14 protein-coding genes and 1 tRNA gene are annotated in these 19967 nt (G+C 66.4%); 12 read left to right on the top strand and 3 right to left on the bottom strand.

From position 1 onward, the window contains the following. Positions 1-111 precede the first annotated feature (111 nt). The 5 genes from AU252_RS06740 (at position 112) to AU252_RS06720 (ending at position 5357) form a co-directional block, all read left to right on the top strand. Positions 112-1170, top strand: coding sequence for an ABC transporter substrate-binding protein (locus tag AU252_RS06740; RefSeq protein ID WP_058932794.1), 1059 nt, complete (start codon positions 112-114; stop codon positions 1168-1170). Between the two features lie 3 nt (positions 1171-1173). Continuing rightward, the gene (locus AU252_RS06735; RefSeq protein ID WP_058930060.1) at positions 1174-2058 is read left to right on the top strand and encodes an ABC transporter ATP-binding protein; all 885 of its coding nucleotides are present in this window, start codon (positions 1174-1176) and stop codon (positions 2056-2058) included. Further along, positions 2058-2981 carry an ABC transporter permease gene (locus AU252_RS06730; protein WP_058930059.1) on the top strand — a complete coding sequence of 308 codons (924 nt, stop codon included), beginning with the start codon at positions 2058-2060 and terminating at the stop codon, positions 2979-2981. Before AU252_RS06735 ends, AU252_RS06730 begins: the two co-directional genes overlap by 1 nt. A 67-nt stretch (positions 2982-3048) precedes the next feature. Next, positions 3049-4008 (top strand): TauD/TfdA dioxygenase family protein, encoded by a 960-nt coding sequence (locus AU252_RS06725; protein WP_058930058.1) that lies wholly within the window; start codon positions 3049-3051, stop codon positions 4006-4008. Next, on the top strand, positions 4005-5357 hold the full coding sequence (locus AU252_RS06720) for an LLM class flavin-dependent oxidoreductase (RefSeq protein WP_276203739.1): 1353 nt from the start codon (positions 4005-4007) through the stop codon (positions 5355-5357). The genes AU252_RS06725 and AU252_RS06720 overlap by 4 nt, the downstream gene beginning before the upstream one ends. 114 nt (positions 5358-5471) lie before the next feature. On the opposite strand, the gene AU252_RS06715 is transcribed toward AU252_RS06720, so the two are convergent. The 3 genes from AU252_RS06715 to AU252_RS06705 form a co-directional block, all read right to left on the bottom strand. Further along, entirely contained in the window at positions 5472-10031 is a 4560-nt protein-coding gene (locus AU252_RS06715; RefSeq protein ID WP_058930057.1) for an ExeM/NucH family extracellular endonuclease, read from the bottom strand. A 236-nt stretch (positions 10032-10267) separates the two neighbouring features. Beyond that, positions 10268-11035, bottom strand: a complete 768-nt coding sequence (locus AU252_RS06710; protein ID WP_058930056.1) for a VOC family protein — start codon at positions 11033-11035, stop codon at positions 10268-10270. A 146-nt stretch (positions 11036-11181) separates the two neighbouring features. Next, positions 11182-11269: transfer RNA gene (locus AU252_RS06705), tRNA-Ser, on the bottom strand. A 109-nt stretch (positions 11270-11378) separates the two neighbouring features. On the opposite strand from AU252_RS06705, the gene AU252_RS06700 reads away from it, so the two are divergent. From AU252_RS06700 to AU252_RS06670, 7 genes are all read left to right on the top strand, one after another. Next, entirely contained in the window at positions 11379-12362 is a 984-nt protein-coding gene (locus AU252_RS06700) for an NAD(P)H-quinone oxidoreductase (protein WP_058930055.1), read from the top strand. A 120-nt stretch (positions 12363-12482) separates the two neighbouring features. Next, complete coding sequence (locus AU252_RS06695) at positions 12483-13094, top strand: PadR family transcriptional regulator (RefSeq protein WP_058930054.1); 612 nt, start codon at positions 12483-12485, stop codon at positions 13092-13094. After that, positions 13091-13828: an ABC transporter ATP-binding protein gene (locus AU252_RS06690; RefSeq protein WP_058930053.1), complete on the top strand. Its 738-nt coding sequence runs from the start codon at positions 13091-13093 to the stop codon at positions 13826-13828. The genes AU252_RS06695 and AU252_RS06690 overlap by 4 nt, the downstream gene beginning before the upstream one ends. A 1-nt stretch (position 13829) precedes the next feature. Further along, positions 13830-16727, top strand: coding sequence for a hypothetical protein (locus AU252_RS06685; protein ID WP_058930052.1), 2898 nt, complete (start codon positions 13830-13832; stop codon positions 16725-16727). Positions 16728-16868: 141 nt separating this feature from the next. After that, positions 16869-17153, top strand: coding sequence for a DUF1540 domain-containing protein (locus AU252_RS06680; RefSeq protein WP_058930051.1), 285 nt, complete (start codon positions 16869-16871; stop codon positions 17151-17153). A gap of 200 nt (positions 17154-17353) precedes the next feature. Beyond that, positions 17354-19657 carry a carbon starvation CstA family protein gene (locus AU252_RS06675; protein ID WP_058930050.1) on the top strand — a complete coding sequence of 768 codons (2304 nt, stop codon included), beginning with the start codon at positions 17354-17356 and terminating at the stop codon, positions 19655-19657. After that, entirely contained in the window at positions 19654-19857 is a 204-nt protein-coding gene (locus AU252_RS06670) for a YbdD/YjiX family protein (protein ID WP_058930049.1), read from the top strand. The genes AU252_RS06675 and AU252_RS06670 overlap by 4 nt, the downstream gene beginning before the upstream one ends. Positions 19858-19967 lie beyond the last annotated feature (110 nt).

Here is a 19967-nt window from a genome sequence, read left to right as displayed (position 1 = left end):
CAGCCGGCCCGGACCCGCATCACCGGTTCCACAACTCCAGCGCAGAAAGATTCACCCATGAAATTCCGAAAGCCATCCGCACGAACCGCCCCCGCTGCAGGCAGGGCTGCAGTGCCTGCTGTAAGGAAGGCAGCAGACACTGCGGCCGCGGTCGCCGCAGCCCTGGCGCTCTCGCTGGTGCTGACGGGTTGTGGCGGCGCAGCGACAGCCCAGTCCGGAGGCAGCGGCGCCGAAGTGAAAACCGTCCGCTACCAGGGTTCGCCCAACACCGTGGCTTTGGTGGAAGTGGCGGAGGATCTCGGTTACCTGGGCGACGTCAAGCTCGAGTGGGTCAGCAACACCACCAGCGGGCCGCAGAGCATCCAGTCCGTGGCCACCGACCAGACAGACATCGGGGGAGCGTTCACTGGTGCCGTCATCAAGCTCATCGAGGCGGGCGCTCCTGTCCAGGCCGTCATCAACTACTACGGCGAGGACAAGGAAACGTTCACCGGCTACTACGTGGAAGAGGGCAGCCCCATCAAGACAGCCCGGGACCTGATCGGCAAAAAAGTCGCCGTGAACACCCTGGGCGCCCACCACGAAGCGATCATCAACACCCACCTGAAAAACAGCGGGCTGACGCCGGAGGAGATCAAACAGGTCCAGCTGGTGGTGGTGCCGCCGAATGAAACCGAAGTGGCCCTCCGCAAGAAACAGGTCGACGTCGGCACGCTCGGCGGGGTGCTCCAGGACCGGGCGCTCGCCGAAGGAGGCGTACGGGCCCTGTTTACCGACGTCGGGGTGATCGGCGGCCCGTTCGACGCCGGCCAGTACGTCCTCCGCAAGGACTTCCTGGCCAAGAACCCGGAAACCAGCCGCACGGTGGTTACCGGAATCGCCAAGGCCATCGAGTGGGAGCGCACCACACCGCGGGAGCAGGTCATCGCCAAATTCGAGGAAATCATCGCCAAGCGCGGCCGCAACGAGAGCACGGAAACGCTGAAGTACTGGAAGAGCGTGGGAGTGGCATCGCCGGGCGGCCGGCTCCAGGACCAGGACTTCACCCGCTGGGCCGATTACCTGAAGTCCGCGGGAATCATCACCGGCGACCTGGACACCAAGAAGCTCTACACCAATGACTTCAACCTGCTGGAAACCCCGGCACCGGCAGCAACGTCGAAAAGATAGAAGATGACACCCAAGATCAGTCTCCGAAACGTCACCAAGGAATTCACTGTCCGGCCGGGCAAAGGGGCGGGCAAGAACACCGGGACGGAAGCTTCCGTCCTCACCGCCTTGGATGACCTCAGCCTGGACGTGGCCGCCGGTGAGTTCCTCACCCTGGTGGGCCCCAGCGGCTCCGGCAAGACCACCCTCCTGGATCTGCTGGCGGGTCTTTCCCGCCCCACCTCGGGGAAGGTCCTGGTGGACGGCAAGGAAGTGACGGGACCCGGCCAGGACAGGGCGGTTGTCTTCCAGCAGTACGCGCTGTTCCCCTGGCGCACGGCGTCGGCCAACGTCTCCATCGGCCTCGAGAACACGGGTCTGTCCAGGAAGGAAAGGGCGGCGAAGGCCAGCGAGTTCCTCGATTTGGTGGGCCTTGCCGGGTTCGAGGACCGCTATCCGCATGAACTGTCCGGCGGTATGAAGCAGCGCGTGGCCATCGCCAGAAGCCTCGCCTATGAGCCGGACGTTCTGCTGATGGACGAGCCCTTCGCCGCCCTGGACGCCCAGACCCGCGAACAGCTCCAGGACGAGCTCCTGCGGATCTGGAAAGCCACGGGCAAAACCATCGTCTTCATCACCCACGGGATCGACGAGGCGGTCTACCTCGGCCAGCGCGTGGCGGTGCTCAGCGCCCGCCCCGGCAGGCTCAAGGAAATCGTGGACATCAACATCCCCGACCGCGACGGCGACGCGGACATCCGCTCGCATCCGGCCTTTGTGGAACACCGGCACCAGGTCTGGTCCCTGCTGCACGACGAAGTCCGCCTGGCCCAGAACTCCGGCCACCGGAAGATCCTCCCGGACGGCACCGCCCCCGATGAACAACCCCTCGAAAGGAGTGCCGCCTGATGAGCACTGTGTTGACCCGACCGCAAGAGGCGGCTGCCGCCGTCGACCCTTCACTGCAGTCCGGAGCGCCGCAGCCCGGACCCTCCGGACCGTCCGGTTCAGGGCGTGGACAACGCCCGACGCCGGCAGCCCGGCTGGGTGCCGCTGCCCGCCACGCGGGGCGGGCTGGCTGGAAATCGCTCGCCGTTGTCCTGTTCCTGGCACTGTGGGAAGTGGGTCCGCTGTACCTGGCCAGCCCGGCCACCCGGGTGTTCCTGCCACCGCTGCACGAGGTGCTGGCAGCAGGAGCCAAGCTCCTGGAGAACGGGCAGCTGCAGAGCCATCTGCAGGCCAGCCTGACCCGCTCGGTGTCCGGTTTCGGCATCGCCGTGGTGTCCGCCGTTGTCCTGGGGCTCCTGATCGCCTGGTACGGCTGGCTGAATTCGTTCCTCAACCCGCTGCTGGAGCTTTTCCGCAACACGGCAACCTTGGCCCTGCTGCCGGTGTTCACCCTGCTGCTGGGCATCGGGGAGGAATCGAAGATCACCATCGTGGCCTACGCCGCATTCTTCCCGGTCCTGCTGAACACCATCGCCGGCGTCAGGACCGTGGACCCGCTGCTGATCCGGGCCGCGAAATCCCTGGGACTGAACAGCTTCCGGCTCTTCCAGAAGGTGATCCTGCCGTCGGCCGTGCCCACGATCTTCACCGGCATCAGGATGGCCGGAACCTCCTCCATCCTGGTGCTCATCGCGGCCGAGATGGTGGGCGCCAAAGCCGGCCTGGGCTACCTGATCGTCAACGCACAGAGCAGCTTCCTGATCCCCGACATGTACGCCGGCATCCTCACAGTCTCCGTCGTGGGCCTGCTGGTCAACACGGTACTCGTGGCACTGGAACGGCACTTCTCCCGCTGGCGCACCGCCGTCGGCTCCGACACCTGAGCGCCCAGCCGCCACCCCTGAACCAACAAACACAAAACTGCCCCTTCTGAACTGCAAAGGAAACACCATGACCGTCATCACCGAAACCAAGCTCCAGTTCACCAAGCTCAGCTCCCGCATCGGCGCCGAAATCCGCGGCCTGGACCTCAGCGCAGACCTGTCCCCGGACACCGTGGCGCAGCTCCGGGACGCCTTGAACACGCACAAGGCCCTGGTCTTCCGGGAAGCGAACATCCGCACCGACGAGGACCAAGTGCGTTTCGCCAGCCGCTTCGGCCCGCTCACCAAGGCCCACCCCACGGTGGCCTCCGTGGACGGAAAGCCAGCGGTCCTGCCCGTGGACAGCGAAAACGGCAGCGCCAACAACTGGCACACCGACGTCACCTTCGTGGTGAACCCGCCGCAGGCCTCCACGCTGCGCAGCATCACCCTGCCGGGCTACGGCGGGGAAACCCTGATCGCGTCCTCGGCCGGGGCCTACCAGGACCTGCCGGAGGAGCTGCGGAACTTCGCCGACACCCTCTGGGCCATCCACACCAACGACTACGACTACTCCGTGCCCAAGAACCTGGAACATGCCAACGCCGACGAACGGCGCAAGGAGTTCACCAGGATCCACTTCGAATCCGCCCACCCCGTGGTGCGGGTCCACCCGCTGACCGGCGAGCGCGGATTGTTCATTGGGGGCTTCGCGCAGCGGCTGCGGATTGTTGGCCTGTCCAATACGGAGTCCAAGGACATCCTGCGGCTCCTGCAGGCCTACATCACTCGCCCGGAGAACGTCGTGCGCGTGAACTGGGAGCCGGACCAGCTGGTGCTGTTCGACAACCGCATCACCCAGCACTACGCCCCGGACAACTATGACGGCCAGCCCCGCCAGCTCAACCGCGTGACCATCGCCGGCGACCTGCCCCGCGGCGTGGACGGACGCAGCAGCACCTCCATCAAGGGCGACTCGTCCGCCTACTCCGAGACCGTCGTCGTTCCTGAAGCAGTTGCCCGCGAAGCAGCCGGGGTTCGCGCGTGAGTGCCACGGTTGGCGGCTCCAGGCAACTGCACCTGAACGCCTTCCTGATGAGCACCGGCCACCACGAGGCGTCGTGGCGGCTGCCGGAGAGCAACAGCTTCGCCGGCACGGACGTTGCCCACTTCCAGCGGCTGGCCCAGACGGCAGAGCGCGGCAAGCTCGACTCGATCTTTTTCGCCGACTCCCCGGTGCTGCACGGAAACGTGGCCCAGCGGCCCTACGGGAGCCTCGAACCTACCGTGTTGCTCGCCGCCATCGCGGCCGTCACGGAGCGGATCGGGCTGATCGCCACCGCCTCGACGACGTACAACGAGCCGTACAACCTGGCGCGGCGCTTCGCCTCCGTGGACCACATCAGCGGCGGCAGGACGGGCTGGAATGTGGTGACCACAGCGGGCGACGCGGCCGCCAGGAACTTCTCCCTGGCCGGCCAGCCCGCCCACTCGCAGCGGTACGAGCGGGCAGCGGAATTCCTGGACGTCGCCAAGAAGCTTTGGGACAGCTGGGAGGATGACGCCGTGGTGGCGGACAAGGACGCCGGTGTTTGGGCGGACAGCTCGCGGGTGCATCCGGTGAACCACCAGGGCCGGCATTTCCAGGTGGAGGGCGGTCTGGATGTGCCCAGATCCGTCCAGGGGCATCCGGTGATTGTCCAGGCCGGTTCCTCGGAGAACGGAAAGGACTTTGCGGCGCGGTACGCGGAGGCGGTCTTCACGGCGCACCAGACCCTGGCGGCTGCCCAGGACTTCTACGCCGACCTGAAAAGGCGGACGACGGCGGCGGGCCGGGACCCGCAGTCCATCAAGATCCTGCCGGGGATCGTTCCGGTCATCGCGGCCACGGAGGCCGAGGCGCTGAGGCTGGAACGGGAACTGGATGAGCTGATCCTGCCGGAACACGCGGTGCGGCAGCTGGCCAACCTGCTGCGAGTCCCGCCGGAGTCCCTGAAACTGGAGGCCCAGCTGCCCGTAGACCTCCCGCCGGAGGACGAGATTGAGGGTGCCAAGAGCCGTTACACGCTGGTGGTGAACCTCGCCCGCAACGAACAACTGACCGTCCGGCAGCTCATCGGCCGGCTCGGCGGAGGCCGCGGGCACCGCACTTTCGCGGGAACGCCGGACCAGGTGGCCGACGCCATCCAGCACTGGTTCCAGTCCGGCGCCGCGGACGGGTTCAACATCATGCCGCCCGTGCTGCCCTCCGGCCTGGATATCTTTGTGGACCAGGTGGTCCCCATCCTCCAGGACCGCGGGCTGTTCCGGCGCGAATACACCGGGCGCACGCTCCGCGAGCACTTTGGCCTGGCCGTCCCGGCCAACTCCTTTGAACGGGTGCCGCAGCCCGCCTGACATCCGGCCCGCTTAAACCAACGCGGGGTCACTTCACGCCTGATATTCCCTTCGGAATGGGCGCGAAGTGACCCCGCGTTGGTTTTAGCCCGCGTTGGTTTTAGTGCGAAGCGGCTAGCCGCGCAGGCACTGCTGGTACTGGATCCAGGCAATGCCGTAACGGATCCAGCCCAGGATGTCGTACCACTTGGTGGGTGCCACCGGTGCCACGCATTCCGGCGGAACGGGTCCGCTGCCAGCGACCTGGACAGCAGCCTTCACCACGGTGCCGGACTCGGCGGCCGTGAGCGTCAGGGTTCCGGTCCCCGCAGCAGCGCCGGCAGGAACGGCGAGATTCACGGCGGCAGCGCCGGCCGCAACCGGGACGGTGCCAAGATCCGTTACAGTTCCGGCGCTGTCAGTGAACACCGCAGCCAGCGAGGTATTGACCGGGCTGCCCAGCGAGGTGAGGTCCAGTTTGGAGACCGCCAGCGTGATGGCATCCCCGGCCTTGACCTCGGCTGCAGTGGTGTTCACCACGGCCACGGTCCGCCGGGCGAAGTCCGGCGACACGGGCTTGTGACCCTGCAGGTACTGGATCCAGGCGTCCCGGTCCACCAGCCCTGAATCCTTGGTGCCGGTTCCGTCCTTGAAGACGCGGAAGTTGTCGCCGCCGGTGGCCAGGAAGCTGAACGTTCCGATCCGGTAGGACTTCGCCGGATCGATCAGCGCACCGGCCACGCGGATGGAGGTGATCCGGTCACCGGCGGCGCGGGTTGCGTCGTAGGTGTAGTTGACGTTCCTGGACAGGCCCAGTTGCTGGTAGGCGCGGCTGGGGACCGTGCCGTCAGCGTTGGTCTGCCACTGCTGCTCCAGGAGTGCCTTGAACTGCGTGCCCGTCAGGGACGTGGTCCACAGGTTGTTCACGAACGGCAGGACCGAGTTGGCCTCCGCGTAGGTGATGGTGCCGTCCGGGGCGTAGTACAGCTCGTTGCGGAGGCCGCCGGGATTGACGACGCCGATTTCCGCGGCGCCCAGCTCAGCCGGCTGGAGCGACTCCAACAGTGAGTCGGCCACCAGGTTGCCCAGCGTCGATTCGCTGGCCCGGTCATCACGCTTGGCGGGTCCGCCCGCGGGGTCCGCGGTGAAGGCCGTGGTGATATCCGCGGTCAGCGCACCCACGGGCTGGTTGCCGATCGTGGCTGCTTCGGCAAGAGCCTTCTGCACGATGGCATCAACCGCTGCAACCCGCGGGTAAGCGGCTACGAGGCCGGCGGCGGCATCCGTGGTCCGCCTGACGTTCCCGGCCTTCGACGCGGTGACTTCCTTGGTGGCCGTATCCACCGTGAGCTGGATCTGGCCGATGTTCTCGCCGTAATTGCCGGTCTGGACAATCGGACGGGTCTTGCCGTCGGCCCTGGGGACCGGTGCGTTCCAGGCGTATTCCTTGTGCGTGTGGCCGGTGAAGATCGCGTCCACCTCGGGGGAGGTTTCGGTGACCAGCTTCGCAAACGGGCCGCCCGCTGCCACTTCCTGCTCGAGCGTGGCGCCATCCGGTGTCCCTGACCCGGCGCCGTCGTGGTTTTCCGCGATGATCACGTCGGCGAGGTTCTCTGCCGTGATCTTGGCAGCCACGCGGTTGATGGCGTCCACGGGATCGCCGAAGTCAAGATCGGCGATGCCGGCGGGTGTCACCAGGGACGGGACTTCCTGGGTGACGGTGCCGATGACGGCAACCTTCACGCCGTCCATGTCCAGGACCGTGAATTCCGGCAGGACCGGTTCGGTGGTTCCCTTTTTGTAGACGTTCGCCCCGAGAAGCGGGAACGTGGCGTTAGTGCCGCCCGCGATGACGCGGTCGCGCAGGTCCGCCCAGCCGCCGTCGAACTCGTGGTTGCCCACGGCGGAAGCGTCCAGCTCCAGCGCGTTCAGGACATCGATGGTGGGCTGGTCCTTGGCAACAGCCGAGGCGAACAGTGATGCCCCGATGTTGTCGCCGGCCGACAGGAAGGCCGTGGCCCCGGGTGCGGCGGCGCGCAGCTTCTCGATGGTGCCGGCGAACAGCACCGTGTTGGTGTCGATGCGGCCGTGGAAATCGTTGATGCCCAGGAAGTTCAGCTCAACGCTGGCCGGCGTGACCGGGCCTGCAGGCAGGTCCAGGCCCACCACCACAGGATCGTGGTCGCTGGCGCGGTACTGGTCCGGCGCATAGTAGTTGGTCACATTGTTGTTATACCTGCTGTACTCCAGCGCCACGGACTCCACGGAGTTGATGTTCCAGATGTCCGCGCCGGTGACCACTGTATCAGCGCCCGGGGAGGCCAGGATGTGGTCCAGCGAACCCACCAGGCCGCCGAAAAGGTAGGAGTGCTTCGCGGAGCCGTCGGCGTTCTTCGCTTTGCCGTCCTGGTTGACGTAGCCGGCGTCCGTGAAGACATTCATCGGGTCTTCCTGGGCGTAGGAGTTGAAGTCGCCGATCAGGAAAACCTTGTCCGTGCCCTTTGTTGCCTGCAGCCCGGCGGCGAAGTCCAGGAGCGACCTGGCCTGGGCGGTGCGGGCGAGGTTGGACGCGCCCTGGCCTTTGTCCGTGTCGTCCGGCGTTGCTGCCGAACCCTTGGACTTGAAGTGGTTGGCGATGGCGATGAACTTTTTGTCGTCGCCGGCGCCCACCGGCTTGAACACCTGGGCCAGCGGCTTGCGGGCGTTGGCGAAGGCGACAGTGTCGTTGTGGATGATGGACTCCTCCACAGGTTCGGCCACGGCCTTCTTGAAAATGAACGCGGTGCGGATCATGTCCTCGTCGGCCAGCGGGGGAGCGTTGGCGGGTGTCCGCACGTAGTCCCAGATGCCGGGGGTCGCGATGTTGAGGGCGTCCACCAGTTTGGCCAGGGCGTCGTCGCGGTCCTTGCCGAACTGGGCGGAGTTTTCGATTTCCATGAGGGACACGACGTCGGCGCCGGTCTTGGTGATAGCGGCGACGATCTTGTTCTGCTGGCGGAGGAAGTTCTCCGCGTTTGCTGCGCCGCGGGCATCGCAGCCGCCCTGGACCGTGATGGGGTTGCCGTCGCGGTCCTTGTAGAAGGAACAGCCCGTGAGGGTGTCGCCGGTGGTGGGGAAGTAGTTCAGCACGTTGAAGGAGGCGATCTTCAGGTTGCCGCCCACGCTGGTTGGAGCCTGGGTCCGCGTGGCGCCGAAGCTGGCTGGCTGGACCGTGCCCTTGTTGGCCTCGGTGAGGTGGGTCAGCGGCTGGAACTTCCAGGCGTTGTTGGCGTAGCCGAGCACCACGTTGGTAGCGAACGTCACCGGCGAGCCCACCCGGACCGGGTCCGTGGCCGTCAGGTACGGCAGCACCTGGGCTTTGGTGGTGGCGTCCTTGAGGAAGTTGGTGGTGGCGCCGTCGTCGAGCTTGATGCCTCGGGCAGCGTTGTCCGCCACGGCTGCCTGGTATTCGGCAGAGCCGTAACGCGCGACGGCGGTGGGCTGCACCAGCGTGGTGGTCCCGCCCGAGAGGCCGATTTCCCCGTACTGGTTCAGCGAGTAGTTGTCGGTGACGGTGACCGGCCCTTGCGGTGCCAGCAGCATGCCCTCGAGCGCCTCGCGGAAGGATTCGGCCGCCGGGAGCGTGAAGGCGGTGGCTTTCACCTCGGGGGCGGCGTCGGTCAGCTTGGTCAGCCCCGCGGCGTCCGCCACGCTGACCTGGGTCATGCCGAAGAACTCGGAAACCGTGCCGGTGACTTCCACGAAGTCGCCGATCTGCACGGAGCCTGCGGTGGCCGGGGAGTAGACAAAAACAGCGTCCGACGCCGCGTGGCCGCCCGGGGTGAGGTCGCCGCCGGTGCCGGGGGTCTGGACGTAGTAGCCGGCGAAACCGCCGGTGGGGAAGGCCGCGGTGACTTTGCCGCGCGTGGTGACGGCAGTGCCGGCCAGCGGGCTGGCGGTGCCGGTGCCCTGGATTTCGGCGATTGTTTTGGTGCCGGGCACCGGTGCCGGTGTTGGGTCGGGGTCCGGCGTTGGATCCGGGACGGGGTCCACGGTGCCGCCCGCCGCCGTCGGCGTGACGGCGGTGTTCAGCGTGAAGTCTGCCCGGTTGCTGTTGCTGTCCGTCCCGGCGCTGCGGTTCAGGCTCTTGACGTCGGTGTTGCTGGCGGGCGCAACGGCGGCCTGCGTTTCAAACGTGTTGGAGGAACCGTAGCCGAGGAGGTCTGCCACGCCGGCGGGTTCAACAACCGATCCGGTGGCGAGCGGGGCGGCGGTGGCCTGCTTCGCCAGGATGATGGTTCCGGCGGAGCCGCTGAAGTTCAGGGAGGTTGCCACAAAATCCGGAGTCGGCAGGTCCGCACCTTCAACCCCGCCGTTGTTGGCGCCGCCCTTGATGAGGTAGTGGCCCTTGGCAGGGATGGAACCGGTGAGGGCAGCCACGCTGGTGGGCGCCGCAGTTCCCGCGCCTGAACGGTACTGGACGGACCAGCCGTCCAGGGAGACCGCGGCGTCGGAGGTGTTGTAGAGCTCAACGAACTTGCTCTTGTACGCTGCGCCGGCGCTGCCGCCGCTCAGGTAGGCCTCATTGATGACAACGGGTGAAGTGCCGGCTGGTGCTGCGTCGACGGCGAAGGCGGGGACCGCTGCCAACGGAGCTGCGATGAGCCCCGCAGACACCGCTGTTCCCAGCGCTAATTTCCAAGGTGAATGGTGCATCCGCTCTACTTTCATAGGGGCGTCCCGGTAGGGACCCGATGGAGTGTGTCCGGGTTGTACCTACGGACAGTGTCCGGACTCCACGTTTGATCAGGTGGTGTCGGCACAGCAAAGCAGCGCCGCATGAACGCAAGGTTGATGGTGAGTGCACTTGGCGAAACGTCCGTGGGGCAAAACAATACCGGCCGGTAGCTTTAATGAAAGCTGCCGGCCGGTATTTCGTCGAAGGAATTTACTTATGCGATGATCTTGAACATTGCACCGGTGGGGTCGGCCAGCGAGGCGAGCCGGCCGAACGGAGAGTCCTCCGGCCCGTCAATGACGGTGGCTCCGAGCGAAACGGCCTTCTCAATCGAAGCGTCCGCATCTTCGACGTTGAAGTAGACCTGCCAATTGGACGGAACGTCAGCCGGCAGATACCCGGAGGCGTCCATGATGCCGGCCTTGGCGGAATCCCCGGCACCCAGGGTGGTGTACCGGAAGTCCGGTGTATCGCTCATAACATCCGTATCCCAGCCGAACACCTCCTCGTAGAACTTCACGGCGGCGTCGTAGTCCTTGGTGTGGAGCTCGTGCCACGCGGCAGCGCCGGGCTCGGCGACGAGTTCATACCCCTTCATCTCGCGCGGCTGCCACACGCCGATAGCCGCACCGGCGGCGTCGCCGAAGATGGCCATGTGGCCCTGTTCCGGAACATCCATGGGCGGCATGTGGACCTGGCCGCCGTTGGCCGCGACGGCAAACGCGGTGGCCTCGGCGTCGTCCGAGCGGAGGTATGTGGACCATACGTCAGGCATGCCTGCCTGGTCCGCATCCTTCTGCATCAGCCCGGCCACGGTCTTGCCGTTCTTCCGTGCGGTGGTGTAGCCGCCGTACTTCTCCTCGTCGCCGGTCTCGTACTCCCAGCCGAAGAGTTCGCCGTAGAACTCGCGGGCTTTGGTGATGTCTGAGGTCATGAGGTCGATCCAGCAGGGTGCGCCGGGGGTGATCTCGGGTGCAGGCATGATGAGCTCTTTCTGTCGATGGGTGGCAACAGGAACGACCCTATGTCCGGGCTCCGACAGTTTCAATGGTTCCGCTCTGGCGGCCATGGGCCGTTAAACGAAGAATCCCCGGTTCGCCATCTTGTGGCGGACCGGGGTTCCATTCGCGGAAGGTAAGAGATTCGAACTCTTGGTACGGGGTTACCGCACACTAGTTTTCAAGACTAGCTCCTTCGGCCGCTCGGACAACCTTCCCTAACGAGTAGTGTTTCATAGGCAGTTGGCTGCAACAAAACAGAGTCTGCCGTGCGTCCGGTGCACACTGGTTCTGGGGCACGAATCAGCTAGAAAACGGGAGTTCTCCATGAAAGCCGTCTACATTGCAGAACCCGGTGGTCCGGAGGTTCTGGAAGTCCGCGAAGTGGACGCGCCGGTGCCCGGCCAGGGCGAGGTGTTGATCGACGTTGTCGCCGCCGGCCTGAACCGGGCGGACGTGCAGCAGCGCCGGGGCTTCTACCCGCCCCCGCCCGGCGCGTCCGAGATCCCGGGGCTGGAAGTCTCCGGGCGGATCGCCGGCTTCGGTCCCGGTGTCACCAAGGCATTCTCCGTCGGTGACAAAGTGGTGGCGCTGCTGGCCGGCGGAGGCTATGCGGAGCAGGTAGCGGTGCCGGCGGAGCAGGTCCTGCGGATTCCCGACGGCGTTGATGTGGTCACCGCTGCGTCGCTGCCGGAAGTCGCAGCCACGGTCTACTCCAACCTGATCATGACGGCGCAGCTGCAGGCCGGTGAAACTGTCCTGATCCACGGCGCCACCGGCGGGATCGGCACCATGGCCATCCAGCTGGCCAAGGCCTTCGGCGCCAAGGTGGCCACCACCGCGGGAAGCGCGGAAAAGGTGGGGACCGCGAAGGCTTTCCTGGGCGCGGACATCGCAATCAACTACACCGAAGAGGACTTCCCCGAAAGCCTCCGGCGGCAGAACGGCGGCAAGGGTGCCGACGTGATCCTCGACGTTGTGGGTGCCAAGTACCTGGCGCAGAACGTTGATGCGCTCGCGGACTACGGCCGGCTCGTTGTCATCGGCCTGCAGGGCGGGGCCAAGGGTGAGCTGGATCTTGGCCAGCTCCTGCGGAAGCGCGCGGCAGTGGTTGCCACGGCACTGAGGCCGCGCCCGGTGGCGGAAAAAGGCGCCATCATGAACGCCGTGCGCGAATCCGTGTGGCCCCTCATCACGGACGGCCGGATCCGCCCGCTCGTGGCCAGGACCTTCCCGCTGGACCAGGTTGCGGCCGCCCACCGGTACTTCGACAGCGGCGACCATGTGGGCAAGATCCTGCTGGTTATGTAGCCAGGGTAGATACTGAGTATTGCTTTGCGCGGCGGACTGGGTTAGCCTCACTCTATACGCGGTATGCACGGGTCTTGGGGGTCCGTGCATACCGACGCTGACGCCACCGCTAGGAGCATCATGTCCATCCGCCACAGCCTCCTCGCCCTGCTGCAGGACCAGCCGCGTTACGGCTACCAGCTCAGGGTTGAGTTCGAGAACCGCACCGCGTCCACCTGGCCCCTGAACATCGGGCAGGTGTACACCACACTGGACAGGCTGGAACGCGACGGCCTGGTCAGCAATGACGGCAGTGACGGCGAAGGCCACGTGGTCTACAGCATCACCGCCGCCGGCACGGCGGAGGTGCAGAACTGGTTTGCCGCCCCCGTGGAGCGCAACAACCCGCCGCGGAACGAGCTGGCCATCAAACTGGCGCTCGCGGTCACGCTGCCGGGCGTGGATGTGCAGGCCATCATCCAGGCCCAGCGGGTGGCATCCATCCGGGCGCTGCAGGACTACACCAAGGCCCGCCGCGACACGGCCGCCAACCAGCGGGCTGCGGATACCGCCTGGCTCCTGGTGCTGGATTCGCTGATCTTCCAGACGGAAGCGGAGGTCCGCTGGCTGGACCTCTGCGAGGCGCGGATGCTGCAGCAGGCGCAGACCGCGGGCCAGGCCACACCACGCAAATCGTCCAACGGGGTCACTGTGGAAGAGGCTGCCCCGCTCATCGCGGATAGCCGCCGGTGAGCGTCCAGGGGCCGCAGCAGGTCCTGGAACTCGCCAAGGTCAGCAGGACGTTCGGTGAAGGCGCGACGGCGGTCGCCGCGCTGCGCGAGGTCGACCTCAGTATCAGAGCCGGCGAGTTCGTCGCCGTGATGGGTCCGTCAGGCTCCGGGAAATCCTCCCTCCTGGCGCTGGCCGGGGGACTTGACCGGCCGACGTCGGGCGGTGTCTTTGTGGAATCAACACCACTGGGCGGGCTGGGACTGAACGAACTCGCCCGGTTGCGCCGCCGCGCCGTCGGCTATGTCTTCCAGGACTTCAACCTTGTCCCCACCCTGACGGCGGCCGAGAACGTGGCGCTGCCGCTGGAACTGGACGGGACGGGCACCCGGAAGGCGCAACGCCAGGCGCTGGATGCGCTGCGGCAGGTGGGCATCCCGGAACTCGCCGACCGCTTTATGGACCAGATGTCCGGCGGACAGCAACAGCGCGTGGCCATCGCACGGGCCATCGTGGGCGACCGCCGGCTGATCCTGGCCGACGAACCCACCGGGGCCCTGGATTCCACCACCGGCCATGGCGTCATGGAGGTGCTGCGGAGCCGTGCCGATGCCGGTGCGGCCGTGATGCTGGTGACTCATGAGGCCCGGCATGCCGCGTGGGCTGACCGGGTGGTGTTCCTCCGGGACGGCCGGATCGTGGACCAGGCAGCGGCCATGCACGATCCCGCCATGCTCCTCACGCAGGCCGGCTACTGACGTGGCACTCACCCTCGCACCGGCGCCCGGCGGGCGCCGGCAGGCTTTCCGTGTCGCCGTGCGGATGGCGCGGCGCGATATCCGCCGCCACAAAGGGCGTTCCCTCCTGATCATCCTGCTGATCATGCTCCCCGTGGCCGCCATGACGGGGGCGGTCACCCTGGTCCAGAGCACCCAGGAAACCGCCGCCGAGCGCGTGCAGTACGAGCTCGGCACCACCCAGGCGCGGTTCCGGCCCATGCCCATGGCCAACGGCGTTATGGTCCAGCACCCGGTCGAAGAGCTGCAGATCACCACCAGCGACTGGGACAGGAACCCTGACTTCACGCCGACCGATCCGCAGGACGCGATTCCGGCCGGCTACGACGTCCTCACGGAATCCACCCTCGACCTCACCGCCGAATCGGGTGCGGCGCACGTGCGTGTGGTGGGCCGCGCGGTGGACGCCACGGCCCCGGCATTTGCCGGAAAATACACCTTGCTGGATGGCAGGGCCCCCGGGACCGATGCCGAGATGCTCGTATCGCGGGGGCTGCTGGAGCGATTCGGGCTGGAACTGGGGGAGGAACTGGCGACGTCGGCGGGGACGTTTGTCGCGGTCGGAACCCTCCGCGATGCGGGCTATTCGGACAGCAACTCCATCGTCTACCTCAAACCCGGCCAGGGCAGTGTTGGCGCCCCGGCGCCAGCCTCCACCGGTCCGGTGCCAGCCGCGTCGGCCATCAAGTCCACCATGTATTACCTGGTGGGTTCCGAGCCCGTGACCTGGAGCCAGGTGCTGGCGGCCAACGCCGTGGGTGTCACCGTGCTGTCCAGGTCCGTGGTGCTGAATCCGCCGTCCCAGGAGGAGCGCGGGCCGGAGGGCGCAGGGACCTCGTCCAGTGCGTCGCTCCCGCTCACCACGTACGCGGCCGGGGCGCTCCTCGGCGCCCTCGCATTGCTGGAGGTGGGCCTGCTGGCGGGAGCCGCTTTTGCCGTGGGCGCCAAGGGGCAGGTCCGGGAGCTGGCCCTGCTCGCCGCGACCGGGGCCGAAATTCCTACTATCCGTTCGGTGGTGATGGCGGCTGGCCTGTGGCTCGGCGGCCTCGGCGTGGCGGCCGGCGCCGCGGTGGGACTGGTAGCCGCCGCCGGGGTGGTGATGGTGGCACGCCTGAACGGATCGGTCCGTTTCCCGGGCTTCCATCCGGACGCTTTGTTGACGGTCCTGGTGATGGTCATGGGCTACGTGGCGTGCTTGCTGGCTGCCTTGGCCCCGGCGCGGCAGGTGGCGCGCCAGGCTGTTCTGGGCGCGCTCAAATCGGGGCGGGCCCCGGCGCCGGCGGGCAAGAAGTCCGCGGTGGTGGGTGCTGTCCTGCTGGGCGTGGCTGCCGCGTCACTTGCGGCCGGCACGTGGCTCGCCGTCAGCAGCGAAGACCCTGATGTGTTCAGCTCAAGGACGCCGGTGATTGTCTGGTTCCTGCTGGGCGGCGCGGTACTGGGCGTTACGTCGCTGGTCCTGCTGACCGGCAAGATGGTGGCACTTCTTGCCAAGCCTGCCGGAGGCCTTCCCCTGGCTGCGCGCATGGCCGCCCGGGACTCTTCCCGGAACCGCAGCCGGACGGTTCCGGCGGTTGCTGCCGTCCTTGCCGCTGCAACCCTGGCCAGTGCCGGCATGGTGCTGGCCGCCAGCCAGCAGGCGAACGAGCAGCAAAACCACAATTGGTCCGCGTTGCAGAACCAGGCGGTCCTGCCGTTGTCCGTATGGCAGCCCCTGCTGGCTGACGGCACTATGCCGGACCCGTTACGGATTGACCCCGCAGCAGTGGTGTCCGCCCTGGACGGGGCCGTGGACACCGTTGAATGGACCGGTGTGCTACGCACAGCCGCCATCCGGAACTGCGAAATGCAGCCGGACCTGGTTGACGCCTCACCCGCCCAGACACCGACGTCGAGCTGCCTGCAGTATTCGTTGGCCACACCGGAAGGCAACGCGTGTCCCGTAACGGCGGGCGGGCGAGTCCTCGACCCGGAGGACTGGCGCTGCCAGGGGCCAATGCGTCCCTATGAGTCCCAGGGAAGGGCCGACTCGATAGTGGTCGGGACTGCCGATGATATCGAGAGGCTGTTCGGAACTGCCCCGACGGGGGAAGCCCGCGATGTGCTGGCCGCCGGCGGAATGGTAGTCACAAACCCTGTGTTCGTCCGGGACGGGCAGGCATCGCTGGTGGCGCGGGACGTGCGCAAGCCCGCGCGCGCCGACCCCGCCACAGGTGCCTTCCAGGGCTACGAGGAGACGGCGCGGAAGACGGACGTGGCTGCGGCCGTGCTGGAGCCGGCCGTCAATGTGCCGTACTACGGGGTGGTATCCCCGGAAGCTGCCGCGGCGGCCGGCATGCGAGTGGATGACAGCGCCCTGCTGGTCCAGTTCAGCGCCTACCCTGATGCCGCCCAGGCGGACAAAATTTCCGAAGCGCTCGCCAGCATCTACAAGGACCGATACGGGACCCCGTACGTGGAGCGCGGACCGGCGCAGGACGACTCGCTGATCCTCTGGTCTATCGTGGGCCTGGGTGCGCTCATCACGCTCAGCGCGGCAGGCATCACCACGGGCCTGTCCATGGCGGACTCGCGGAAAGACCACGTGACGCTTGCCGGCGTGGGTGCGGCCCCGCGCTTGCGGAAGGCGCTCGCGGGTTCGCAGGCGCTGATGACGGCGGGGCTCGGAACTGTGTTGGGAAGTGTTGCCGGGATAGTGCCGGCCGTGCTGCTGGTGACCGCAACCGGGATGGCGCGGACCGCCGTCGTGCCCTGGCTCCAGCTCGTGGCGCTGCTGATAGCGGTGCCGCTCACCGGTGCGGCCCTGGCGTGGCTGTTTACCCGGGCGAGGCTTCCGGTGTCCCGCCGGGAGGTGGGGACCTGACCCCGGTCTGCCGAGGCAGCTGAGCGGGGGAGCACCGGAATTAGGTCACACAGTTGGGTCTTTTTGATTGGGCCCAACAGGCCTACGGTGGGACCCAGGACGCTGTCCGTCCCGGACGGCCGAAGTACGGAGGAACCTCCTATGACAACACATGTTGCCGATTGCAGTGTTACCCGTTGCTCGTTTAATGACCACGAAGGCTGTACGGCCCACGCCATCACGGTTGGCGGAAGCAAAGACCACGCCAGCTGCGCCACGTTCATCGACACCGGCACACACGGCGGGCTGCCCAAGGTCCTGGCGGATGTCGGAGCCTGCCAGCGCTCCGAGTGCGTCCACAACGACCACCTGATGTGCAACGCCTCCGAAGTCCATGTGGGCCCCGGCGCTGACAACGCGGACTGCCTCACTTACGCACACGCGTAGCCACGGCTCCCGCCCGGGATTAGTCACGAAGGCCTCCGTCCAGGAAACCCTGAACGGGGGCTTTTGTGCGCTCGGCGCCTCCCGCCCGCCGTTCACCGCAATGACACACGGCGCGGGCAGAATGCCGCCTCCTCGTTGGTGCGGCGTTGGTAGGGTGCCTTTGAGCAACTCACTGAAGCACCAATTCTCAAGGAGGAGACATGGCCAGCAGGCCTGACGAACCGGTACGTGCAGCGAAAGGAAGCGGCCCATTGACCGCCGATCCGAAGCTTCCGCCAACGGCAGTGGATGAGGCCGTCCGCGAGGCTGAGGATAAGAAATGGACTCCGGCCAAGATCGCCCTGTGGGCAGCCATCGCACTGCTCGGCGGCGTCGCCTGGTTCATGCTGGCCATCGTCCGGGGCGAAACCGTCAATGCGATCTGGTTCGTTTTTGCCTCGGTCTGTACTTACCTGATCGGTTACCGCTTCTACTCCAAGGTGATCGAACGCCTCATCACCAAGCCGGATGACCGCCGCGCCACGCCGGCGGAATACAAGGCTGACGGCAAGGACTATGTCCGCACGGACCGCAACGTGCTGTTCGGCCACCACTTCGCCGCCATCGCGGGTGCCGGCCCGCTGGTCGGACCCATCATCGCGGCCCAGATGGGCTACCTCCCCGGCACCATCTGGATCATCATCGGCGTTGTGCTTGCAGGTGCCGTCCAGGACTACCTGGTGATGTTCTTCTCCATGCGCCGCGGCGGCCGTTCCCTCGGCCAGATGGCCCGCGAAGAACTGGGCGTCATCGGCGGCACGGCAGCACTGATCGCCACGCTGCTCATCATGGTGATCATCGTGGCGATCCTCGCGCTCGTCGTCGTCAACGCCCTGGGCGAAAGCCCGTGGGGCGTGTTCTCGGTGGGTATGACCATCCCGATTGCGCTGTTTATGGGCGTCTACCTGCGCTACATCCGGCCGGGCAAGATCATGGAAGTCTCCCTGATCGGCTTTGTGCTCCTGATGGCCGCGATCATCGGCGGCGGCCTGGTGGCGGAGACCGAATGGGGCTCCGCGTTCTTCACCCTGGACAAGGTGACCATCGCCTGGGGCCTCATTGTCTATGGCTTCATTGCCGCCATCCTTCCGGTCTGGCTGCTCTTGGCCCCCCGCGATTACCTCTCCACGTTTATGAAGATCGGCGTGATCGTGATGCTGGCACTGGCCATCATCGTGGTCCGTCCGGAGATCACTGTCCCGGCCTTCAGCGAGTTCGCCAGCAGGGACAACGGGCCGGTCTTCCCCGGTGCCCTGTTCCCGTTCCTGTTTGTCACCATTGCCTGCGGGGCGCTGTCCGGCTTCCACGCCCTGATCTCCTCGGGCACTACCCCGAAACTGATCGAGAAGGAACGCCAGACCCGCTTCATCGGCTACGGCGGCATGCTGATGGAGTCGTTTGTGGCCATCATGGCGCTGGTCGCGGCCATCTCCATTGACCGCGGGCTGTACTTTGCCATGAACGCGCCGGCCGCCCTGACCGGCGGCACGGTGGAAACCGCGGCCGCCTGGGTCAACAGCCTTGGCCTCGCCGGAGTCAACGTCAACCCGGCCATGCTCGCGGAAACGGCAGCCAACGTCGGGGAGCAAAGCATTGTGTCCCGGACCGGCGGCGCGCCCACACTTGCCGTGGGACTCGCCCACATCATGCAGCAGTTCATCGGCGGCACGGCCCTGATGGCGTTCTGGTACCACTTCGCCATCATGTTCGAGGCGCTGTTTATCCTCACCGCAGTGGACGCCGGTACACGCGTTGCGCGCTTTATGCTGCAGGACTCCATCGGCAACTTCATCCCGAAGTTCAAGGAGCACTCGTGGCGTCCGGGAGCCTGGCTGTGCACCGCCGTTATGGTGGCCGCCTGGGGTGCCGTGCTGCTCATGGGCGTGACCGATCCGCTGGGTGGCATCAACACGCTGTTCCCGCTGTTCGGCATCGCCAACCAGCTGCTGGCCGCGATCGCGCTGTCCGTGTGCCTGGCCATCGTCGCCAAGCGGGGGAGCTTCAAATACCTCTGGATCGTGGCCGTACCGCTGGCGTTCGCGGCGGTGGTGACCATCACCGCGAGTTACCAGAAGATCTTCTCCTCAACGCCCGCCGTCGGCTACTTCGCCAACAACGCAGCCTTCAGCAAGGCACTCGCGGACGGCAAGACCGAGTTCGGCACAGCCAAGAGCGTCGCCGCCATGGAAGCCGTGGTGCGCAACACCGCGATCCAGGGCTGGCTGTCCGTCATCTTTGTGGTGCTCAGCATTATCGTCATCGCCATGGCACTCGTGGCCACCATCAAGGCCTTCCGCAACCATTCCGCTGGGTTGCCGAACGTTGACAACGAGGACGAGGCCCGGCCCTCGAAGGTCTTCGCGCCCGCCGGGCTGATCCCCACACCCGCGGAACGTGAGCTGGAGGCCGAGTGGAACAAGCTGCCGGCCGATTTGCGCTTCGAAAGGGCAGGTCACCACAAATGAGCCCCGGTCTGTCCGTGGTGGCAACAGGGTTCCGGGGTTTCGCCCGGTACCTCGGCGGCGTGCTCGGTGCGGATGCGTACGCCAAGTACCTGGACCACCACCACACGGCCGGACATGGGGAGCCACCGCTGACGGAACGCGAGTTCTGGCGGGACCGGACGGACCGCCAGGACTCCAACCCGCAGGGCCGGTGCTGCTGACGCTGACGGCCGGCCAGCCTTCATCGGCTGGCCGGCCTCATCTACTGGACTGCTTCCTCAACCAGGCTGCTTCATCAACTGGACTGCCCGTCCTCGGCTCGTGAGAGTAT

The sequence above is a fragment of the Pseudarthrobacter sulfonivorans genome, assembly GCF_001484605.1.
Classification (GTDB): domain Bacteria; phylum Actinomycetota; class Actinomycetes; order Actinomycetales; family Micrococcaceae; genus Arthrobacter; species Arthrobacter sulfonivorans_A.
Note: the sequence above shows the minus strand (reverse complement) of the source record. Positions and strands in the feature narration are given on the sequence as shown.

Excerpts from the sequence above, each read along its gene's own strand:
- AU252_RS06735 (WP_058930060.1), top strand. The coding sequence starts at position 1,174 with ATGACACCCAAGATCAGTCTCCGAAACGTCACCAAGGAATTCACTGTC.
- AU252_RS06730 (WP_058930059.1), top strand. The coding sequence starts at position 2,058 with ATGAGCACTGTGTTGACCCGACCGCAAGAGGCGGCTGCCGCCGTCGAC.
- AU252_RS06725 (WP_058930058.1), top strand. The coding sequence starts at position 3,049 with ATGACCGTCATCACCGAAACCAAGCTCCAGTTCACCAAGCTCAGCTCC.
- AU252_RS06715 (WP_058930057.1), bottom strand. The coding sequence starts at position 10,031 with ATGCACCATTCACCTTGGAAATTAGCGCTGGGAACAGCGGTGTCTGCG.
- AU252_RS06710 (WP_058930056.1), bottom strand. The coding sequence starts at position 11,035 with ATGCCTGCACCCGAGATCACCCCCGGCGCACCCTGCTGGATCGACCTC.
- AU252_RS06700 (WP_058930055.1), top strand. The coding sequence starts at position 11,379 with ATGAAAGCCGTCTACATTGCAGAACCCGGTGGTCCGGAGGTTCTGGAA.
- AU252_RS06695 (WP_058930054.1), top strand. The coding sequence starts at position 12,483 with ATGTCCATCCGCCACAGCCTCCTCGCCCTGCTGCAGGACCAGCCGCGT.
- AU252_RS06680 (WP_058930051.1), top strand. The coding sequence starts at position 16,869 with ATGACAACACATGTTGCCGATTGCAGTGTTACCCGTTGCTCGTTTAAT.
- AU252_RS06675 (WP_058930050.1), top strand. The coding sequence starts at position 17,354 with ATGGCCAGCAGGCCTGACGAACCGGTACGTGCAGCGAAAGGAAGCGGC.
- AU252_RS06670 (WP_058930049.1), top strand. The coding sequence starts at position 19,654 with ATGAGCCCCGGTCTGTCCGTGGTGGCAACAGGGTTCCGGGGTTTCGCC.